This is a genomic window from uncultured Kushneria sp. (assembly GCF_947497025.1).
In the GTDB taxonomy this organism is placed as follows: Bacteria; Pseudomonadota; Gammaproteobacteria; order Pseudomonadales; family Halomonadaceae; genus Kushneria.
Window position 1 is genome coordinate 1 of the sequence record NZ_CANMFC010000005.1, and the last position, 19,693, is coordinate 19,693.

The window sequence follows — 19,693 nt, forward strand, 5'->3', positions numbered from 1 at the left end:
TCGTACCTCCTGTCCATGTGGAGGTCATATCCTGGCCCAGCTCAGGGGGCGAATTCCACACCCAGCGACGAAGAGCCTTTTTGAATGTTCTGCCCTGAAGCTCGGATTTAATTGATTGAGATTGATAATGTAGATGGCCAAATAATGTTTTAACTAATACAACTTTTTTTTATTCCGTGAACATGTTGAGATGGTAGCTCCCCGCCTGGAGTGCTGTAATGATCGGTCCCCTGCTTGAAAAGCTTCAACACTATAAGGATCTGGATAAGCACGAAATCAAAATGCTGCGCGCAGCACCCACTCAGGAAAAACGCCTTGAAAGGGGCAGTTACATCATTGAAGCAGGGGAGAATCCTCCAGCAGTCCATCTGATGATTGAGGGATGGGCATGCCGCTGCAAAATGCTTTCTGATGGCCGCGAACAGATCATGGGATATTTGATCAAGGGAGATCTTTGTGATCTTCATGTCACGCTGCTGTCCCGGATGGATCATTCAATACGCACTATTACTGCAACAACCGTAGGCATGGTGCCCGAGGAAAGCATCAATCGGATCATCGAGGATTTTCCTCGCCTGGCCAGAGCACTGTTCTGGTCTTTGATGGTGGATGAAGCCATTGCCCGACACTGGATACTCAATATTGGGCTGCGTAGTGCTGAAGCGCGTGTCGCACACCTTTTTTGTGAGCTGCTTGTACGCTTTCAGGTCGCCGGTCTCATACAGGATCATACGCTGGAAATGCCGCTGACTCAGGCCAATCTTGGGGAGGCACTCAGCCTGACGCCAGTCCATGTTAACCGGGTCTTGCAGCGGCTGCGTCAAAAGGGGCTTATCAGGTTAACGCGCAAGGAATTAACCATACTTGATCCTGAAGGCTTAAAAAATGTGGCCGAGTTCGATGCCGTTTATCTACATCTTGATAAAAATTTGGCGAACGATAAAGGCGAGTTGATTAATAAAAAAGAAAAGCGAATCCTTTCGCTCTGAATCAGTATTATCGTCCTTGACCGGGGCAATTCCCTTTACCCGAAAGCATTACTATCTTCCCTGATTGAGCATCCAGTGTGCTGCTTTCCTGTAGCGATCTATATAATTTAAATTAATTAACTCTAATAGATTTGTTTTTATTTTGTTACTACCTGGTTAAGGATTGTGGCGCTATACATCCTGGGGCGATGATCACGATGCCATTACGATTAGCGGCATGAGCCGACAGAAAACAGCGCCTCAGGGGCGCCGTCTTTGGTGTTGGATATCCTTTCATGCTCGATAATGGTCAGGTGCGCTGGGCTCGCAAGGCCCTGACACCCAGTACTATCAGGGTGACCGCGGTCAGGGGCAGGGCATAGAACAACATGGCATGGCCCAGCAGGGTGGCGCTGTCCTGTCGGGTTGAGTAAAGCACCAGATAGGCGGTGTAGGCGATGTAGTAGGCAAAAAACAATAGCCCTTCCCAGCGATCGATCCGATAACCGGTAAAGAAAATGGGCAGGCAGGCGATCGATACGGCCACCATGACCGGGAAATCAAACACCAGCGCATTGGCCGAGACGACAATCGACTGTGGCGATACCAGTGAGGCCAGCCCCAGTACACACAGCAGATTAAACAACCCGCTGCCCACCACGTTGCCCACGGCAATATCGCGTTCGCCGCGTACGGCGGCCAGAATCGAGGTGGCAAGCTCCGGCAGGGAGGTCCCGATGGCCACCACGGTCAGCCCGATCACCAGGTCGGAAAGCCCCAGGGCGCGCGCCAGTGTCGTGGCGCCTTCTACCAGAAAGTGGGAGCCGCCTACCAGCAGCGCCAGCCCCGCCAGAACCATCACCAGGTTAAGCATCCAGGCGTTGCCGCGTGCTGCTGGTGTGGCTTCAGCAGGGGATTCGGCGCTCTGCTGCGCGCGGTCCTCACTGCTCTCGTGCATGCTGCTTTTCACCATGAACACCGTGTAGGTGATGATGGCTGCAAACAAAATGGCGCCATCAAGACGGCTGAGCGTGCCATTGGCGGCCAGTCCCCAGGTCAGTAGGCCGGCGGCGATCAACAGCGGGACATCCAGACGAATCAGTTGACGTGAAACAATCAGCGGCGCGATCAGGGCTGTCAGACCCAGAATCAGCAGCACGTTGGCAATGTTGCTGCCGATCACGTTGCCGATCGCCAGATCCCCCTTGCTGCTGAAGGCCGACTGTACGCTGACGGCCGTTTCCGGCGCGCTGGTACCAAAGGCCACCACGGTCAGCCCGATCACCAGCGGCGATATGCCAAAAAGAGCGGCAAGCTTCGACGCGCCCCGCACCAGTATTTCGGCTCCCCCCACCAGCAGGGCCAGACCTGCTGCCAGATACACAAAGGTCATCAATGTCATAACAGGGCATCTCTTTTCAAGGTGACGTCAAAACGTGGTCGTTGGCTGTCTTTCGATGCTGATCAAAAGAGTAGTCACCGCCGATACAGATTGCCTTGATGGCGAGCTGAAGCCTGCCTCAAACAGCGCCGTTGGGGGGGGAGTAAAAAGAGCGTGTCGGGGAGGGGGAGTGCGCAAATGATTGAGGCCCACACCGTGGTGCGGGCCTCGAAAGTGGCGGTAAAACGTTGGCAGGATAATCAGCGTTTGGCGGTGGTGTCGTCTTCTTCGGAGCGCTTCAAAAAGGTCTGTGTGATGGTCGGGAGATGATCCTCGAGCCATTTGGCCATGTCTTCTTCCTGCTTGAGAATGCGCTCACAGGCTGATTTGACTTCAGGCTCACCAAGATAGTCTGCTGCACCGATCAGCGCTCGATAGTTGGCAATTTCGAAGTGTTCGAAGGCGTAGCTGGCAGCCCCGCCCTTGACGACTTCATCACTGGTAAACATGCCGCCCATGCCCTGTGCCATGGCCGTCATTTTGCCGCCCATATCCTTGAAACTCGAGGTACTGCCGTGCAGGCGAGTGATGCACTCTTCCAGAAGCTCGGCCTGGCCGCGGGTTTCTTCAATATGCTGCTCGATGCGGGCCTTGAGCTCGGGATAGTGTTCCAGCCGTTTGGCCTGCGCCTCGAGCATGGTTTCGGCCTGCTGTTCCATGGCATGTGCATCACGCAGCCAGTCCATGAGATGAGATTTGGCATCGGTAGTCATGATCAATGTCCTTTTGATGGCAAAACGATGTCATACAGAAAATCTGAAAGGGCCTGCCTGTACCGGCCAGGCCCCTTGTCCTGCGAGCCGGTACCCTAGAGCTGTTCCTTCTGTGCGCCTGAGCCCGGTTTGGCCTTGCCCAGACTCGGTACCTGCCCCAGCGGTTCGGGCTGCTGCTTGAAACTGAAGTTGCTGCGGCCATCCAGCGACGGGCCTTCGCTCCAGCGTCCCTGCGGGGCTTCCTTGTCGAGCAGGGTATTGAGGAAGTAGTAGGAGTGCTCGGTAGCCTCATGCTCTTCCGGCGTGCTGTTGGGTATCGGCAGGCTGGCCTGCAGGCCACCCATGTCCTCGATAACCGCCAGCCACTGTTGCTGGTGATAGGTGTCACGGGCAATGAGAAACGACAGGAAGTCCTTCATGCCCTTGTCATCGGTCCAGTTATACAGCCGTGATGCCAGCACGCGCCCGCTGGCCTCTGCCGCCACGTTGGCCTGCATGTCCGCGGCAATGTTGCCGGTGGCATAGATGTGGCTCATGTCAAAGGGGACGCCGTTGGCGTTGACCGGCATGGCAGAGAGCCCGGAGGAGAGCAGGTGGCGCGGATTGGCGCCGCCCAGAATCGCGTTGATAACGGGATCCCTGGCGGATTCTTCCTGATAGGAGACGGGGGCGCCTTCCAGGTTGAGGGCTACGGCATGACCCAGCATCTCGATGTGGGCAAGTTCCTCTGTGGCCGTGGACATCAGAAGATCACGAATGCGGTCATCGCCCCGAGCGCCCATGGCCTGGAAGAAATACTGCATGGCGACACGAATTTCGCCTTCAACGCCACCGATGGCCTGCTGCAGCAGCATGGCAAACTGCGGATCGGGCTTGTCGACACGAACGGGATACTGAAGTTTTGACGAGTGATGAAACATGGAAGCCTCCCTGCATGAATGTTTACAGCACAATGATGAGTTGGCATGACAACCAATATTCGATGGCCATGGCGTTCATGGCTGGATCATTTCAGGCATCACGAACATGGAGGGTGTCATGCGAACTGCTGCATCAAGCGTGGGCAGGAAGACAGGGAACAGCAATATTTATAAGGTGTTTTAATATAGGGAAATGTGTCGTTTTGCAGAAGATTAACGGATATCAAGGCCCGTTTCGGGAAATAGGCTACGCGATGTCGTTGGCAGGCAGGGCAGGGGTCATTTTCAGGAGCAGGTGATGGCGCGCACACTGCCTGACCAATATTGCCCCGTGATGTGTGACGGCAACGCCAGGGGGCAGAGCCTGCCGGCACAACGCTTCTGCCGGAGTTACAGGGTTTCGATGTTGATGTCCTGTCGCCATTGATCAAGCGCTCGGCGCTGGCGCCAGGAATAGAGTTGATGGGTATTGTTGCTTTCCGGTACCACCAGCATCCGGCCGCTGTCATCACGGACAAGGTTGAATCGACGCCGGGCCCCGATCGGGCGTTTTTCCGTTGCCTGAATGATAATCAGATTAATCTCGACAGCCTTGAGCACCTCGTCGCTGCCTCTAACGGCGTAATCACTGTCGAGCTTCAGCCCATGCTGCTCCGCTGCATGAGCAATGATGTGATCAAGGTTGCTTGCCTTCATGTATTGCATCGAGTTGAGTGGCCCCATGCGAGTGACCAGCTCGCCTTCTTCTTCACCACCCCCCTTGTTGGTGTCGCCTTTTTCGGTCGTGTCCTCCTCGGAGGATGACGGCTGCTGGCGGGTATCTTCATCCGTCAGCTCGGTGATATCACTGGTCAGCGTCTGCTGATCGGTTTCAAGACGGGCAATGATGGACTCCACAAAAACGACGCCATGACCCATGTTGCTGATCAGACAAGGGCTGTCGAGCCGTCGGGCCTTGCCATGCTTGATCAGAATGGAAGGGCGGCGCAGTGCACGAGCGTCGCTGACAGCTACCTGCATGGCGATGCCCCATATCAGCACGTGGCCGATACTGGCCAGACCGCCGACCACGATCGCATTGTCGGTAATCCACGCCCACAGTGGGTGTAACTGGCTGAGCATGCCGCCCTCTCTCGATAGGCATGAAAGATGTTTGAAGGGTTATGGTAGCAGAGCGCGTGAAGCAGCCCTTCATTGAACTGCCTGATGCATCACTTTCGGTCATATCCTGTAAACTACGCCGCCACGTTATCAATGGTTTCAGGTGGTCATCGAAATGGATGTTGTCTCTTCCCGAATGCGCGGGACACTGGCGCTGGCGCTTTGTCAGCTGCCGCTTGTCTGGCTGATCGCCCTTCGTTATCTCCCTTTCATGGAAGTGCCGCACGATGGCTGGGGCATTCTCTATCTGGTGCTGACCTGGATCGGGCACTTCGGACTGCTGGTGCTGCTGGGCTGGGTGCTGTTGCTGATACCGGCACTGGTGCTGCCATCGCGCCTTCTCTGGCCGCTGGCAGCGCTGGTGGCCGCGTTTGGTGCCAGCGCGCTGCTGGTGGACACGGTGGTCTACGCCCAGTATCGCTTCCATGTGAACTACTTCATGGTGTCACTGTTTTTAAACGATAAAAACGGCGAAATCTTCAGCTTTTCCATCGAGACCTGGTTGATTGTCGCCGGTGTGGCCCTGGCGCTGCTGCTGGCGCAGGGATGGCTGGCCCGCAGGCTGATCATGACCGGTGGTCAGCGTCGTCTGCCGGTCGGAAAGATATCGGGTGTTCTGCTGCTGGCACTGGTGGCCAGTCATCTTTTACATATCGTGGCAGATGCCCGCTACATGCGTAGTGTCACCCAGCAGACCGGCGTCTATCCGCTGCTGTTTCCGGCCACGGCCAAGGATTTCATGGCCGATCACGGCTGGCTGGACCCGCGGGCCGCTCGCAGTGAGCGGGCCGATGTGAATGTGAAGGCGGCTGATGAGCTGGAGTGGCCGCTCAACCCGCTCCAGTGCAGTCCGCAGTCCTCTCCCAACATCATGCTGGTCATGATCGACTCCTGGCGCAGCGACGAGTTTGATGCGCGGACCACGCCCAATATTCATGCCGCGCTTGAGCAGAGCGGGCGGCGCTATACCCAGCACTACAGCGGCGGCAACAGTACGCGCACCGGGGTCATGAGCCTGTTTTATGGTCTGGTCGGCAACTACTACCACTATATCAACAACACCCAGACCCCACCGCTGCTGGTTACTGAAATGCAGCGCCAGGACTATGCGCTGGGGATATTTGCGGCAGCGAGCCTGGATAGCGTGGGGTTTGATCGCACCGTATTTTCCTCGGTATCGCCGCTGCGCACAGGGACACCCGGCGAGACCCCGCACGGGCGTGATGCCCGCATGACCGACGACTGGCTGTCGTGGCTCGATCAGCATGAGCGCGTCGAGGGTGACAGGCCCTGGTTTGGCATGCTGTTTTACGATGCCCCGCACGGTTACAGCGTTCCCGAAGATGCGGCCATGCCTTTCCAGCCGTCAGCCAGTGAGATGAACTATCTCGAGCTTGGGCCGGATACCGATCCCACGCCGCTGTCCAACCTGCATCGCAATTCGGTCCACTATGATGATCAGTTGATCGGGCGGGTCATTGATGACCTCAAGGCGCGCGGGGAGTGGGATAATACCGTGCTGATCGTCACTGCCGATCATGGCCAGTCGTTCAATGATTTCCACAAGAACTACTGGGGGCACAACAGTAATTTCGCCGCGCCTCAGACCCATGTGCCGATGATCCTGCACGGCCCCGGTGTGCCCCCCGGTGTGGAAGACGGCATGACCAGCCATCTGGATGTGGCGCCCATGCTGATGCGTCATGCGCTGGGCTGTACCAATCCCCTGTCGGACTATGCCCAGGGCGGCGATCTGCTTGATGAGCAGCTTGATCATCCCTGGGTCATTGCCAGCAGCTATCTGGATTACGGCGTCATCGAACCCGACCGGATTACCGTGGTCGATGGCACCGGCAAATGGAAAATCCTTGATCGCCAGCTTGATCCGATCGAAAACGCCGACTTTTCTCCGGCGGTATTCGAGGCACTGCAGCAGTTTCGTCAGTTCTACGAAAAGTAGATCGGATGGCACAAGCGTGAGGGAGGTGCCTCGGGCCCGGCATGGCGCCAGGGCCCGAGGCCTTGTAATGGATAATGATGACGGCGTTTACTGCTCTTCGACCTGATCGTCGCGCTCGCCGGATTGGGTGGGCGCCACATTGCGATTGTGACCCGAGGGAAACCGGTGAGAGCCGTAACGGACCACCAGAATCGACAGGGCCAGCAGCAAAATCGAGCCGGCAATATAGATGATGCCCATGTCCGGGCGATGATGATGCTGAATGTCGCCGATCATCATGCGCGTCAGCGCGGTGATGGCCACATAGATCAGAAAGCGCACCGGCATGTGGTTGGTCCTGAAATAGATGCCGACCATCGCGCCCAGTTCCAGGTAGATAAACAGCAGCAGCACATCATCAATGCCCGTCTGGCCATCGGCAATCATCTCGAGAAAGGCGCCCAGGGCGGCCCAGGCAATCACGCCGCCGATGGCAAACAGCGCCATGAAGTGGAAGGTGCTCACCAGAAAGTTGCCCAGACGGTCAGCCTGTTGATGCAGCCGCGTACCCGGGGGCTCGTTTGTCTTTGTTGGCATGATCATGTCCTGAAAAAAGAGAAAAGTTGAAGGTGCAGAAATGTCATGACGGCCGAGCGGGCTGGTAGACCCGTGGACAGCGATGCGACGCTCATCGGTACATGAGTGTGCCATCCTGACACCATCATGATGATTTTCATCATGTCCTGACGCACGGCACAAGTAACGGAGAAGATTCATGACGCAGGAGCAGGCGCATCGCGATCATCACGGACACGGTCACCACCATGGGCCCTGCCATCATCACGGTACGGACAACGAGCGGCGTCTGCTGTGGGCCATGGTGCTGACCGGCGGCTTCATGGTGGCCGAAGTGGCCGGTGGGCTTGTGACGGGGTCACTGGCGCTGCTGGCGGATGCCGGCCATATGCTGACCGACAGTGCCTCGCTGGCGCTGGCCTGGGTCGCCGCCCGGCTGACGCATCGCCCGGCCAATGCCCGCAAGACCTATGGCTATCATCGTGTGCAGGTGCTGGCCGCTTTCGTAAACGGCCTGGCGCTGCTGGTGATCGTGGCCTGGATCCTGTTTGAAGCCGTGCGCCGGCTGTGGGCGCCGACCGAGGTGGCCGGTACCGGCATGCTGGCTGTCGCCATTGCAGGACTTGTGGTCAATCTCGGCGTGTTCTGGCTCCTGCATAGCGGGGATCGAGGCAACATCAACATTCGCGGCGCGCTGTTGCACGTGCTGGGCGATCTGCTGGGTTCAGTGGCCGCCATTGCCGCCGCGGTGGTGATCATGGTGACCGGCTGGATGCCGATCGATCCGCTGCTCTCACTGCTGGCAGCGGCGCTGATCGCCCGCAGTGCCTGGAAGATTACCACGCAATCGGCACATATCCTGCTTGAAGGCGCCCCGGCCCATATCGACAGCGAGCAGCTGATAGAGGATATCCCGCATGCGCTTTCCGATATTGAAAGCGTCCATCATGTCCATATCTGGTCACTGACCCCGGAGCGAGTGATGGTGACCCTGCATGCCGTGATCCATGATGGTGTGGATCAGGATCAATCCATTCTGGCCATCAGGGCGTATCTCAAAAAGCGCTTTGACGCCGATCACGTCACGGTACAGATCGAGCGGCAGGCGTACTGCCTCGAGCAGACAGACATTGACCATGAAGCAGACCATGGACACGCCCATCTTTCATGATGGCGTTGCTGCGCCACGTCGACAGTCGGACCTCCTGGATAATCCAGGTGATGGAGACACACGGGCAACTGCTTTTGAATATGCACCACCTTCGCGCTTCAGGCAGAGCGCTCAAGGTCTTTTGACGACATGGCGGCCCGAAGCCGCTTTTTTGCATATCATCATGAAAGGAACGAGATACCGTGTCTAACAATGCCCAGAGCGCCAAATGGGACAAGATTGCCGGGCAGCTCAAGGAAAAATGGGGGGTGGTTGCCAACGACCTGTCGTCCTATGAAAAGGGCGAGGTGCAACGCATCGCCGGTCTGCTCAAGGAGCAAAAGGGGCTGAACGAGGAAGAATCACAGCGTGAAGCCGAGCGCATCATGCGTAATTCCTGATCAGGCTGTAAGGTGTGTCACACCGTGTGGCGCCCCTGATCCCACAAGTGCAGGAAGCCCGGCCATTCGCCGGGCTTCTTGCGTTGATGGTCGACAAGAGCGCAGATTACAGCATGGCCTGACAGGGAGTGACCCAATGAGTGAGATCGATACCATGAGTATGTCGAAAGCCTCGCGGCCGGCGCCGGTGACTCTGGTGTGGATCGTGCTGGGCGTGGCGTGGGGCGCCTTTTTGCTGCCACAGGCCGGCTCCGGGCTTTTGATCGGCTGGCCACTCAACCTGGTCGCCTTTTGTCTGGCCATCCTGATCATGGTGCGCGGCCGCACGGTAGCCGGCATTGTGGCCATGGTGGCGTCCGTGGTGGTGTCGCCGCTGATCTATCTGCTGGGGCTTTTATTGCTGCTGCTGACCACGGCCTTTCATGATGTTGATATCGACATTCAGGAGTCGGGCCCGGTGCGCGAATACCACGCGCCGCCGCCGCGAATCGAGCAGAGCCCATCGCTGCAGGTAACGGTGCGCTCACCCGGGGGACATTATCCTGAGCTGTCAGACATCAGCGCGGCAATTGATGGTCACCAAACCTGACGCAGGTCATGGAAGAGCAGATAAAGACTGGCTATGCTCTTTCTTTTCATGGAAGAAAAAAGACGTTATGAACATGATCAGGGTGGTGTTTTTTCAAAATGATGCGCCAATCAATCACTCCTTCTGCAATAGCGAAGGGGTCATGAAAATGCCGGCTGTCCCTCGCATTGGGGAAGACATGATGTTTGATGGCAAGCCGGTCAAGATCATCAACGCGACCTGGATGCTGGGAGAGCGGGATTACGATGTCCGTGCTGACCTGGTGCCCATACCTGTTGAGTGACAGCTCCAGTGGTTCGAAATCCTGTCAAAAAAGGCGCCATTCAAATGGCGCCTTTTTTATCAGCTCATTCACCGTTGGTCGGGGTCATTTTTCTTCGGCGAGATAGTCGGTATTGACGCTGATCTCCCGCCACTGCTCGATCTCTTCCAGCGTCTGGCGCAGATGCGCACTCACCTGATCCACCCCCCAGGCGCCGAGCACCAGATGCTGCGGCGGATTGGCATGTTCATAAATCTCGATCATGGCGCGCGCGGCGCGTATCGGGTCGCCGGGCTGCTGGCCGCTGCCCTGAGCGGTGCCCGCCATGCGCACACCCACGGTCTCGCTATAGTCATCAAGCTCGGTGGTGGTCTGCTGCAGTGAGCGCCCGGCCCAGTCGGTGCGAAAGGGCCCGGGAGCAACGCTGGTGACCTTCAGTCCCAGCGGCGCAACCTCGGCGGCCAGCGCTGTCGAGAATCCCTCGACAGCGTGCTTGGTGGCCGCATAGTAGCCCGAGCCCGGGAAGCCGATAAAGCCCGCCACCGAGCTGATGTTGATGATGTGACCCCGTCGACGCGCGCGCATGCCGGGCAGCACCAGGCGGGTCATTTCGAAGAGCCCGAACACATTGGCATCAAACTGGGCACGCACCCGGGCGTCGTCTGCCTCCTCGACGGAGGACTGATAGCCGTAGCCGGCGTTATTGACCAGCACATCGATCCGGCCGAAGTGCTGTTCGGCGCTTTTGACCACCTCACGCAGCTGCTCGCTTTTGGTGACATCCAGCCCGAGCGCCAGCACGCGATCCTCCGCGCCCTCGGCCAGATCGGCCACCCGTGCGCTGTCCCGCGCGGTAACGACTGCCTTCCAGCCTCGCTCGATGACCAGACGGGCCAGCTCGCGTCCAAACCCGGTCGAGCAGCCGGTAATCAGCCAGACGGGATCCTTGACTGCACTCATGTCTCTCTCCTTTGCGCCGGTGAAAAGCCTGTTGGATGGACAGGCCACCATCCATGTTTCTGTGGTCACTATAGGACAGTCGCGCGGTGTGCCTGATGGAAACAGACCATACGGGACATGGCAGCGTGCCTCGGAGCAGGGGGCAACACAGTGGCTTAACAGCAATCGATAAAAAACAACCCTTTACTACAGGGCATTCGGATTAATGCCTGTGACGGCAACGTAATGAATCAACAGGGTTGTCGGATCGATACAAAATTAGAACAATAGTCTTAACCTGATTAAGTCGTGATGAGTTACAAAAGGCGGTCATACAACGACGCCATTACCAGAGTGAGCGCCTTTCATGTCCAGCGCATCCTTCATGGATCCAGCAGCACAATATCGCCGCATCGAACACCGGCTCAGGTCCGAAATGGAGGAGGTGCTGTTGTCAGGAACCTTCATCAACGGACCGAAGGTGGAAGCGCTCGAGCAGCAGCTGGCCGAGCGTGCCGGCGTGGCACAGTGCGTAAGCTGTGCCAGCGGCAGCGATGCGCTGGTACTGGCCCTGCGGGTTCTGGACATTGGCGCCGGTGACCGGGTGCTGTGTCCGGCCTATACCTTTGCCGCCACGGTCGAAGCCATCGTTCGGGTCGGGGCGCAGCCGGTGTTGATTGATATCGAGCCGGGCTCCTTCAACATTGACCCGAGTGCGCTCGAGGCCTGGCTTGAGCATCATGCGACATCACCAGGCGCGCAGGGTGTCAGAGCCGTGATGGCTGTCGATCTGTTCGGGCGTCCGGCGGATTACGCCGCGCTTGATCGCATCGCTGCGCGTTTTGGTCTTTATCTGGTGGCCGATGCTGCCCAGAGTTTTGGCGGTGACTATCTCGGTCGTCCGGTCGGATCACTGGCCGATATCACGATCACCTCCTTTTATCCGTCCAAACCGCTGGGCTGCTACGGCGACGGTGGCGCCCTGTTCGTACGTGATCCTGCCATTGCCGAGCGACTTCGCTCGCTGCGCAATCACGGCATCAGCCCCGATCACGCCCGTCATGAAGAGATTGGTATGTGCTCGCGGCTGGATGCCCTGCAGGCCGGCGTGCTGCTGGCGCGGCTGACCGTTTTCGATGAGGAGCTCACCCGGCGTGAGGAGATTGCCCGGGCCTACCAGGAAGGGCTCGGGGCGCTGCTTGCCACCCCTGACGTGCCCACAGGCTGTCGCTCGGCCTGGGCGCAGTACACGGTGCGTCTGCCGGACGCCCCGGAGGAAGACAACGCAACACTTGAGGCGCGTCGCGATGCGCTCGTGGCCGCGATTCGCGAGCAGGGCGTTCCGGTGCGCTGCTATTACTCCCCGGCGCTGCATCGCCATCCGGCCTGTCAGTCGATGGTGCATGACGGCCTGATCCAAACCGACCGGGTCGCCGCTGCCGCCTTCAGTCTGCCGCTGCATCCCTATCTCGAAACCCATCATGTCGAGCAGGTCTGTCAGGCCGTCAGGCAAGCCTGTCATGAACACTAGGGCTTCGGAGGTGCTTCGCGTGGCCGTGGCCGGTGCCGGCCGCATGGGCGCCAGGCACATACGTACCTTCAACGCGCTGGCAGGGGTGGAGGTCAGCGTGATCTTTGATCCTCGTTCGGCCAGTGACTGTGGCCTGTCAGAGGCCATGCAGCGCCGCTGTACCCAGAGTTACCGAACCTTTCTCGAGCAGGCACGCCGGGCGGACATGGCCGTAGTGGCCGGCCCCACGGCCACGCACTTTGGCGTCACCCGGGACCTCATCGGTTGTGGCCTGTCGTGTCTGGTGGAAAAGCCCCTGACCGTACGACCCCGGGAGTGCCTCCTGCTGAGCCGTCTGGCCCGGGCACACGGTACCGGGCTCTTTTGTGCCCACATCGAGCGCTTTAATTCGGCGCTGCAGGCCACCGCCGGGCTTCTGCGGGATCACCCCTGGGAGACGGTGAACATCACCCGGCACAACCCGTGCAGTGCGCGGCTTGCCGGGGATTCCATCGTGACGGATCTGATGATTCATGATCTGGATATCGTGCAGCACGTCATGGGGCTTAAGCCCGAGGCTTTGCTGGATGTCGAAAGCGGCCCCGGCCGATCGGCAGGAGAGGGCGCCGATCATGTGGCGGTGTGCCTGCAGACCGATGCCGGTTATCCGGTGACCCTGAGTACCGGGCGGTTGCCGAGAAACCGTCAGCGCACCATTCATGCCCGAGGCGCACAGGGTAGTCTGCATGTAGATTTGCTCAATGGCGGTCATGACGTTCAGTTCGTAACGCAAGGCCTTCCGTCGGCATTCATCGCCAACACCACAGGCGACGCCCTGACCCGTCAGGCACAGGCGATGGTGCACAGTGTCATGGATGGGCAATCGCATGGCCTTGCCAGCGCCGAGGAGTCCTGGCAGACCCTGTCACTTTGCCAGCTCATCGAGCAGCGGCTGCGGCTCGCCTCATGAACGCCTCTTCGCCTGCATCAGGGGTGTGGCTGCCCGTGAAGGGATGGTGCTAAAGTCATGAAGACGTGCCGCTGAACGGCCGGTCACACGGGAAGGTAATCTCATGAAGCGCATGACGTTTTTGATGGTGATGATGTTGTTGTCTGCCGCGGTACTCGGCGGCTGTAATACCATGCACGGGGCAGGCGAAGACATCTCTGACGGCGGGCAGGCTATCCAGAACGCCGCTGACTGAGGCTTTCCGGGGCTTCGGCATGACAGGGCCCGCAGCCATCCGGCTGCGGGCCCTGTTGCGTTTTCTTTCGGTGTGCCTACATGGCGTGCTTGATGCCCTTGTTGACCAGCCACCAGTTGGCGGGATAAGAGGTCAAAAAACCGACCAGCATGGCGATCTGCATCATGAACCAGAATTCGGGCGTCGCGGCATCCATCCGACCGTCCAGAAACAGCGGCGTGGCGATCAGCATCCAGAAGTACATGCCGAACTGAAAGGCGATCAGCGACAGCGTATCGGCCTTGATGGCATCGATCAGCGCGCGCCGTGGCGAACCCCCGCCCATCTCGCGAATGGGCAGATACTGAAACAGGACGCCGAAGGCGTAGGCCGCCACAAAGGCCAGCAGAAAATGGCCGGCCATGTGCGAGCCGAAAAGGGTAAATCCGAGTACCGTGGCCAGCGGGGTCGCGACGATATCCCCCAGCGTACACCCGCCGCCGCAATGGGTGGCAGAGACAAACACGCCCTGCCATTTGGGCTTGTCACCGTGATGGTGATGACGGCCCTGATGCTCGTGACCGCCGTGTTGATGAGACTCTGAAGTCCCATGGCCCTTGTGGCTGTCATGGTCCGCATGGGCAGGGGCCGCTCGCCCCATCTTCTGATAGACCCACCAGCCCAGCACCGGCATATAGAGCCCGGTGATCGGCCAGGTCACGTTCATGATGGCCATATGCTGTGGCCGACGACGCACATCCAGGGCGATCAGCGCACAGGTGGCGATCCCCAGCAGCAAAAATATCCACGACCAGAAGGTCGGCATTGGCACGCTCCCTGTTGCCTTCAGTTTTAATTCACCGGATGACACAAGGGTTTAGTGCAATCGGAGCGATCGGGCAAACCGTGGGGCGGGCCACAGATGCTGTTTGAACCTGCTCCAGCGGGGAAGAGATTCAGAGCAGGTCGTTAACCACGATTCATCTGTCGCTGCGCTCGCAGAATGTCTGCGGTATAGAGAGCAAGGCCGGCCCAGATGCAGGCAAACGTCACCAGGTTCGCCTGATTGAAGGGCTCATTGAAAAGAAACACGCCGGTGAGCAGGTGCAGGGTGGGGGTCAGATACTGGATCAGCCCCAGCGTGCCGAGCTTGAGCCGCCGGGCGCCCATGGTGAACAGCACCAGCGGTAGCACCGTAATAACGCCGCAGCCCATCAACAGCGCATCGGTGCGCAGGTTATCCAGCAGAAAGACCGCCTGCTGCTGAGTGTACAGCGCCCCCAGCCACAGCAGGGCAAACGGCAGCAGCAGCATGGTTTCGATATAAAGCCCGGTAATGCTGTCAACCGCGATGCGCTTTCGAATCAATCCGTAAACGCCGAAGCTGCCGGCAAGGATCAGCGACACCCAGGGCACCCGCCCAAACCCCACCACCATGATCATCACGCCGGCCGCGGCCAGAAGCACTGCGGCAATCTGTAATGGGCGCAGCCGCTCGCGAAAAAAACCAGCCCCAGTACCACATTGAGCAGCGGGTTGATGTAGTAGCCCAGACTCGCCTGCAGCACGTGATGGCTCGACACCGCCCAGATAAACACGCCCCAGTTGGTACTGATCAGCAGCGCCGAAGCCAGGAGCGCGAGCAGCAGATGAGGCTGGCGCAATACGGCCATCACCCGTTCATGGCGACGGCTGATCAGCACAAACAGTGTGAGCAGAACGGCCGCCCATACCATGCGCTGGGTCAGGATCTCCCAGGGAGAGACATTTGGACCGATCAGATGAAAGTAGATCGGCATCACGCCCCACATCGAAAAGCAGCCCAGCGCTGCCAGAAGCCCTGCGGTGTGTTCACGCTTGTCCGTCATTGCCCGGCCCTTCAGAGAAAGGTCAGCATCATACGCCCGATGGCAGGTCGCGGCGACGCGTAATGCTTGACTTGCTCATAACATGTCCATATATTTGGACATATGGACAATACATCTGCTATCGATATTTTTTCTGCGCTGGCTCAGAGCACTCGTCTGGACGCCTTCCGCCTGCTGGTACAGCACGAGCCCGAAGGGCTTGCGGCCGGTGAGCTGTCACGCCTTCTAAATGTGCCGCATAACACGCTGTCGGCGCATCTTGGCGTGCTGTCGCGTGCCGGCCTTGTGGTCTCGCAGCGTCAGAGCCGCTCGATCATCTACCGCGCCAGCCTTGACCAAATGCAGGCCACACTGGCCTTTCTGGTTCGTGACTGCTGCGCCGGGCATCCCGAGCTCTGTGCGCCGCTGCTTGAAGCCCTTCAACCCGCCTGCTGTTCCATCGAGGAGGAGACGCCATGACCCCCGTGATCTATCACAACCCCGACTGCGGTACCTCGCGTAATACGCTTGACATGATGCGCCAGTCCGGCGAGACGCCGGAAGTGATCGAGTACCTCAAAACACCGCCCACGCGGGAGCGGCTGGTCGAACTGCTGGCGGCGATGAACATGACGCCTCGCGAGCTGCTGCGAAAAAAAGGCACCCCCTTTGATGAACTGGGCCTTGATGATCCGGCGCTGAGTGATGAGCAGTTGATCGATGCCATGATGGCGCATCCGATCCTGATCAACCGCCCGATCGTGGTCACCGATCGCGGTACGCGGCTGTGCCGGCCCTCCGAGCAGGTACTGGCCCTGCTGGACAACCCGTTGACCGAATTCACCAGGGAAGATGGCGAGGTCGTCAGACCGGGAGCGCCGGACGCATGAGTGACACGTTGCCCCATATCGACATGGATCAGCTTCAGCCCATCGATGTCGAGGCGTTGATCCATCCTGACGATCCGCGCCACGCGCCGCGTATTCTGGTGCTGTATGGCTCATTACGTGAACGCGCCTATTCCCGACTGGTGGCCGAAGAGGCCGGTCGGCTTCTGCAATGGTTTGGCTGTGAGGTCAAAACCTTCAACCCTTCCGGACTGCCGCTGCCCGATGATGCCGAGTCGGATCACCCGAAGGTTGCCGAGCTGCGCGAGCTGGCGCAGTGGTCGGAGGGCATGGTGTGGGTGAGCCCCGAGCGCCATGGGGCGATGACCGGCATCATGAAAACCCAGATTGACTGGATTCCGCTCTCGCTGGGCGGCGTCCGCCCGACCCAGGGCAAGACGCTGGCGGTAATGGAGGTTTCCGGCGGCAGCCAGAGCTTCAATGCGGTCAATCAGATGCGCATTCTGGGGCGCTGGATGCGCATGCTGACCATCCCCAATCAGTCGTCGGTGCCAAAGGCCTTCAACGAGTTTGACGACGAGGGGCGCATGCACGCCTCCCCGCTTTACAACCGTATCGTCGATGTCTGCGAGGAGCTGGTGAAGTTCACCTGGCTGACGCGCGGCCGGGCTGGCTATTTTGCCGATCGCTACTCCGAACGGGTCGAAAGCGCCGAAGAAGTGTCGAAACGGGTCAATCAACGCACCCACTGAGCGTGAATCAATAGGCGAGAGGCAATATGCTGGCACTGACCATTTTCGTGATCACCCTGGTGCTGGTGATCTGGCAGCCGCGCGGGCTGGGCATCGGCTGGAGTGCACTGGGCGGCGCTGCAGTGGCGCTGGCCACCGGGGTCGTCAACTGGGGCGATGTGGGTACCGTCTGGGGCATCGTCTGGGACGCGACCTTTACGTTCGTGGCGCTGATCATCATCTCGCTGATTCTGGATGAAGCGGGCTTCTTCAACTGGGCAGCGCTGCATATTGCCCGCTGGGGCAACGGGCGTGGCCCGGTGCTTTTCATGCTGATCGTGATGCTGGGGGCGGTGATTGCGGCCCTTTTTGCCAACGACGGCGCCGCGCTGTTGCTGACGCCAATCGTGCTGGCGATTCTGGTGCGTCTTGAGTTCAGCGCCAGCGCGGCGCTGGCCTTTATCATCGCCACCGGCTTTGTGGCCGATACCACCAGCCTGCCGCTGGTGACCTCGAATCTGGTCAATATCGTCACCGCCAACTATTTCGATATCGGTTTTGGCGAATACGCTCTGGTGATGGTGCCGGTCAATCTGGTGTCGCTGGCGGCCACGCTGCTGGTGCTCTGGCTCTATTTTCGTCGTGAAATTCCGCGGGACTACGATCGCAGCCGGCTGGAGGCGCCCGCCAGTGCCATCGTGGACCCCTGCGTCTTTCGCGCCGCCTTCCCGGTGCTGGCCGTGCTTTTGATCGCCCTGTTTGTGACGGCGCGCTGGCAGGTGCCCTTTGCCTTCATCATGGGGACGGCAGCCCTGGTGCTGATGGCGATTGCCGGACGCTGGGGCGTGCGCGGCAAGCCGGTGGTATCACTGAACAGGGTGATCAAAAACGCCCCCTGGCAGATCGTGCTGTTCTCGGTCGGCATGTATCTGGTGGTCTATGGACTGGGCCGTGCCGGGCTGACCGATGACGCCGCCGGCGTGCTGAACTGGCTTGCCGCACAGGGTACGTTTATTGCCACACTGGGTACCGGGATGGGACTTGCGGTACTGGCCTCGGTCGTCAATAACATGCCCTCGACCCTGATCGGGGCGCTGGCCATCGATCAGGCGCAGGTACCGGTGCTGACGCAGCAGCTGATGGCCTATGCCAGCGTCATCGGCAACGACCTGGGTCCCAAGTTCACCCCGATCGGCAGCCTGGCCACGCTGTTGTGGCTGCATGTGCTGGCCGGCAAGGGTCACCGTATTGGCTGGGGGCAGTACATGAAGGTGGGGCTTGTGATCACGCCGCCGGTGCTGCTGATCACGCTGATCGCGCTGGCGGTGTGGGGGCCGTTGGCCATTCGGTTGGGTGGCTAGTGCCCGGTCAGGCCGGAAGGGTTCGGGGCGCTGGTTAACAGGGCTTATATCAGGCAGGGCTCAAGAAGTGGGCGTGGTATGCCGATGCTGCCCTGACTGATGCCCGGGCTGCAGACATTATCTGCGCCCGCTCCACTGCCAGCGGCAGGAGTTTTCCATGTTTCGATATACCCCTTCTTCCCGTCAGGCCCCGCTGGTGGGTGCCATCCATCGCGCCATGGCCGTCATTGAATTCGATCCGAAAGGCATGGTTCTGCGGGCCAATTCAGCCTTTTTCGAGGCCACCGGCTACCGCGCTGAAGCACTGATTGGTCAGCATCACAGTGTGCTCTGCCCGCAGGGTTATGTGGCAAGCGACGAGTATGCGACCTTCTGGTCCCGGTTGCGCGAAGGCGAGTTCATCAGCGGTCGCTGCAAGCGCCTGCGTGAAGATGGCGCGCCGCTATGGCTGGAGGCCACCTACAGTCCGATCCGTAACCGCCGTTCCCCGCAGGCGCGGGGATGAACCGCAGCCCGAACCCCACTTTTAGATTCTGTCCCACCGTTCCCCGCAGGCGCGGGGATGAAGCGCGTGCCCAACCACGGCGGCATATATCTCGGCGCCGTTCCCCGCAGGCGCGGGGATGAACCGCAGGCTCCCAATGGTAGGACGCCGGGCAGGTCCCGTTCCCCGCAGGCGCGGGGATGAACCGTCGTGGCCGTCGAGGTCGTCATGCGCGGGCGCCCGTTCCCCGCAGGCGCGGGGATCAACCGCGACTATCAGCAGTTTCTGACCGCGCCGGTTCCCGCTCCCCGCAGGCGCGGGGATCAACCGGTTGATGGCGTGAACTACGCGCCGGAGGTCTACCGTTCCCCGCAGGCGCGGGGATCAACCGATCGCCCGACCCGGTGGCCAGATCCTCGATCCGTTCGCCGGTAGCGGCACTACGCTGGTCGCGGCAGAGCTTGAGGGTTATGGCTCGACCGGTATCGAGCTGTCTGACCACTATCACAATATCGCCCAGGCACGACTGGATGAGATCCGGCAGCCAGATCTGTCCACGGCGTCATGAACGACACCTACCGCTGCGGCGGTGGGCTTTTTTTATTGCTCGTCTTGTATCGTGTGTCGCTACACGATACAATAAGCGCATGCCAATAACGCAGTGGGCGA

General features: G+C 59.4%; 23 protein-coding genes, 1 pseudogene and 1 CRISPR repeat array. Of the genes and pseudogenes, 15 read left to right on the forward strand and 9 right to left on the reverse strand.

Going from position 1 to position 19,693, the window contains the following annotated elements; genetic code table 11:
• The first annotated feature begins 218 nt into the window (after window positions 1-218).
• Entirely contained in the window at window positions 219-989 is a 771-nt protein-coding gene (locus Q0931_RS10325) for a Crp/Fnr family transcriptional regulator (RefSeq protein ID WP_299259948.1), read from the forward strand.
• Window positions 990-1,278: 289 nt separating this feature from the next.
• On the opposite strand, the gene Q0931_RS10330 is transcribed toward Q0931_RS10325, so the two are convergent.
• The 4 genes from Q0931_RS10330 to Q0931_RS10345 all read right to left on the reverse strand — a co-directional run bounded on the left by Q0931_RS10330 (window position 1,279) and on the right by Q0931_RS10345 (window position 5,164).
• Entirely contained in the window at window positions 1,279-2,370 is a 1,092-nt protein-coding gene (locus Q0931_RS10330; protein WP_299259950.1) for a calcium/sodium antiporter, read from the reverse strand.
• 239 nt (window positions 2,371-2,609) lie between these two features.
• Entirely contained in the window at window positions 2,610-3,122 is a 513-nt protein-coding gene (locus Q0931_RS10335) for a ferritin-like domain-containing protein (RefSeq protein ID WP_299259952.1), read from the reverse strand.
• Between the two features lie 95 nt (window positions 3,123-3,217).
• The gene (locus Q0931_RS10340; RefSeq protein WP_299259954.1) at window positions 3,218-4,042 is read right to left on the reverse strand and encodes a manganese catalase family protein; all 825 of its coding nucleotides are present in this window, start codon (window positions 4,040-4,042) and stop codon (window positions 3,218-3,220) included.
• 390 nt (window positions 4,043-4,432) lie between these two features.
• Window positions 4,433-5,164, reverse strand: a complete 732-nt coding sequence (locus Q0931_RS10345) for a hypothetical protein (protein ID WP_299259956.1) — start codon at window positions 5,162-5,164, stop codon at window positions 4,433-4,435.
• 154 nt (window positions 5,165-5,318) lie between these two features.
• Here Q0931_RS10345 and Q0931_RS10350 point away from each other — a divergent pair, with 154 nt between their 5' ends.
• Window positions 5,319-7,163, forward strand: coding sequence for a DUF3413 domain-containing protein (locus tag Q0931_RS10350; protein WP_299259958.1), 1,845 nt, complete (start codon window positions 5,319-5,321; stop codon window positions 7,161-7,163).
• An 87-nt stretch (window positions 7,164-7,250) separates the two neighbouring features.
• Here the strand turns inward: Q0931_RS10350 and Q0931_RS10355 are convergent, their stop codons facing one another.
• Window positions 7,251-7,739, reverse strand: a complete 489-nt coding sequence (locus Q0931_RS10355; RefSeq protein ID WP_299259960.1) for a phosphate-starvation-inducible PsiE family protein — start codon at window positions 7,737-7,739, stop codon at window positions 7,251-7,253.
• 178 nt (window positions 7,740-7,917) lie between these two features.
• On the opposite strand from Q0931_RS10355, the gene Q0931_RS10360 reads away from it, so the two are divergent.
• From Q0931_RS10360 to Q0931_RS10375, 4 genes are all read left to right on the forward strand, one after another.
• Window positions 7,918-8,889 (forward strand): cation diffusion facilitator family transporter, encoded by a 972-nt coding sequence (locus Q0931_RS10360; protein ID WP_299259962.1) that lies wholly within the window; start codon window positions 7,918-7,920, stop codon window positions 8,887-8,889.
• Between the two features lie 182 nt (window positions 8,890-9,071).
• Window positions 9,072-9,269 carry a hypothetical protein gene (locus tag Q0931_RS10365; RefSeq protein ID WP_299259964.1) on the forward strand — a complete coding sequence of 66 codons (198 nt, stop codon included), beginning with the start codon at window positions 9,072-9,074 and terminating at the stop codon, window positions 9,267-9,269.
• A gap of 136 nt (window positions 9,270-9,405) precedes the next feature.
• A complete protein-coding gene (locus Q0931_RS10370; RefSeq protein ID WP_299259966.1) occupies window positions 9,406-9,858 on the forward strand; it encodes a hypothetical protein in 453 nt (150 codons plus the stop codon).
• Window positions 9,842-10,141, forward strand: coding sequence for a hypothetical protein (locus Q0931_RS10375; protein WP_299259968.1), 300 nt, complete (start codon window positions 9,842-9,844; stop codon window positions 10,139-10,141). The genes Q0931_RS10370 and Q0931_RS10375 overlap by 17 nt, the downstream gene beginning before the upstream one ends.
• Window positions 10,142-10,225: 84 nt before the next feature.
• Here Q0931_RS10375 and Q0931_RS10380 read toward each other — a convergent pair whose 3' ends face one another.
• Window positions 10,226-11,080, reverse strand: coding sequence for an oxidoreductase (locus Q0931_RS10380; RefSeq protein WP_299259971.1), 855 nt, complete (start codon window positions 11,078-11,080; stop codon window positions 10,226-10,228).
• Between the two features lie 346 nt (window positions 11,081-11,426).
• Between Q0931_RS10380 and Q0931_RS10385 the strand changes: the two genes are divergently transcribed.
• The 3 genes from Q0931_RS10385 (at window position 11,427) to Q0931_RS10395 (ending at window position 13,774) form a co-directional block, all read left to right on the forward strand.
• Window positions 11,427-12,590 carry a DegT/DnrJ/EryC1/StrS aminotransferase family protein gene (locus Q0931_RS10385; RefSeq protein WP_299259973.1) on the forward strand — a complete coding sequence of 388 codons (1,164 nt, stop codon included), beginning with the start codon at window positions 11,427-11,429 and terminating at the stop codon, window positions 12,588-12,590.
• The gene (locus tag Q0931_RS10390) at window positions 12,580-13,539 is read left to right on the forward strand and encodes a Gfo/Idh/MocA family oxidoreductase (protein WP_299259975.1); all 960 of its coding nucleotides are present in this window, start codon (window positions 12,580-12,582) and stop codon (window positions 13,537-13,539) included. The genes Q0931_RS10385 and Q0931_RS10390 overlap by 11 nt, the downstream gene beginning before the upstream one ends.
• Window positions 13,540-13,642: 103 nt before the next feature.
• A complete protein-coding gene (locus tag Q0931_RS10395; protein ID WP_299259977.1) occupies window positions 13,643-13,774 on the forward strand; it encodes an entericidin A/B family lipoprotein in 132 nt (43 codons plus the stop codon).
• A 76-nt stretch (window positions 13,775-13,850) separates the two neighbouring features.
• On the opposite strand, the gene Q0931_RS10400 is transcribed toward Q0931_RS10395, so the two are convergent.
• The 3 genes from Q0931_RS10400 to Q0931_RS10410 form a co-directional block, all read right to left on the reverse strand.
• Window positions 13,851-14,579: a DUF4396 domain-containing protein gene (locus tag Q0931_RS10400; protein WP_299259979.1), complete on the reverse strand. Its 729-nt coding sequence runs from the start codon at window positions 14,577-14,579 to the stop codon at window positions 13,851-13,853.
• A 143-nt stretch (window positions 14,580-14,722) separates the two neighbouring features.
• Window positions 14,723-15,220, reverse strand: coding sequence for a hypothetical protein (locus Q0931_RS10405; protein ID WP_299259981.1), 498 nt, complete (start codon window positions 15,218-15,220; stop codon window positions 14,723-14,725).
• Window positions 15,196-15,621 carry an EamA family transporter gene (locus tag Q0931_RS10410; RefSeq protein ID WP_299259983.1) on the reverse strand — a complete coding sequence of 142 codons (426 nt, stop codon included), beginning with the start codon at window positions 15,619-15,621 and terminating at the stop codon, window positions 15,196-15,198. The genes Q0931_RS10405 and Q0931_RS10410 overlap by 25 nt, the downstream gene beginning before the upstream one ends.
• 102 nt (window positions 15,622-15,723) lie before the next feature.
• Between Q0931_RS10410 and Q0931_RS10415 the strand changes: the two genes are divergently transcribed.
• The 6 genes and pseudogenes from Q0931_RS10415 to Q0931_RS16755 all read left to right on the forward strand — a co-directional run bounded on the left by Q0931_RS10415 (window position 15,724) and on the right by Q0931_RS16755 (window position 19,592).
• Window positions 15,724-16,080, forward strand: coding sequence for a metalloregulator ArsR/SmtB family transcription factor (locus Q0931_RS10415; protein ID WP_299259985.1), 357 nt, complete (start codon window positions 15,724-15,726; stop codon window positions 16,078-16,080).
• Window positions 16,077-16,490: an arsenate reductase (glutaredoxin) gene (gene arsC, locus Q0931_RS10420; RefSeq protein WP_299259987.1), complete on the forward strand. Its 414-nt coding sequence runs from the start codon at window positions 16,077-16,079 to the stop codon at window positions 16,488-16,490. The genes Q0931_RS10415 and arsC overlap by 4 nt, the downstream gene beginning before the upstream one ends.
• Window positions 16,487-17,200: an arsenical resistance protein ArsH gene (arsH, locus tag Q0931_RS10425; protein WP_299259989.1), complete on the forward strand. Its 714-nt coding sequence runs from the start codon at window positions 16,487-16,489 to the stop codon at window positions 17,198-17,200. Before arsC ends, arsH begins: the two co-directional genes overlap by 4 nt.
• Before the next feature lie 26 nt (window positions 17,201-17,226).
• Entirely contained in the window at window positions 17,227-18,540 is a 1,314-nt protein-coding gene (locus Q0931_RS10430) for an arsenic transporter (RefSeq protein WP_299259991.1), read from the forward strand.
• 247 nt (window positions 18,541-18,787) lie between these two features.
• Window positions 18,788-18,964, forward strand: a pseudogene (locus Q0931_RS16750) (hypothetical protein); the annotation flags it as partial.
• Between the two features lie 56 nt (window positions 18,965-19,020).
• A CRISPR array of direct repeats spans window positions 19,021-19,415; the repeat unit is 29 nt; unit sequence CCGTTCCCCGCAGGCGCGGGGATGAACCG.
• Complete coding sequence (locus Q0931_RS16755) at window positions 19,416-19,592, forward strand: DNA methyltransferase (protein WP_366941608.1); 177 nt, start codon at window positions 19,416-19,418, stop codon at window positions 19,590-19,592.
• The last annotated feature ends 101 nt before the right edge of the window (window positions 19,593-19,693 follow it).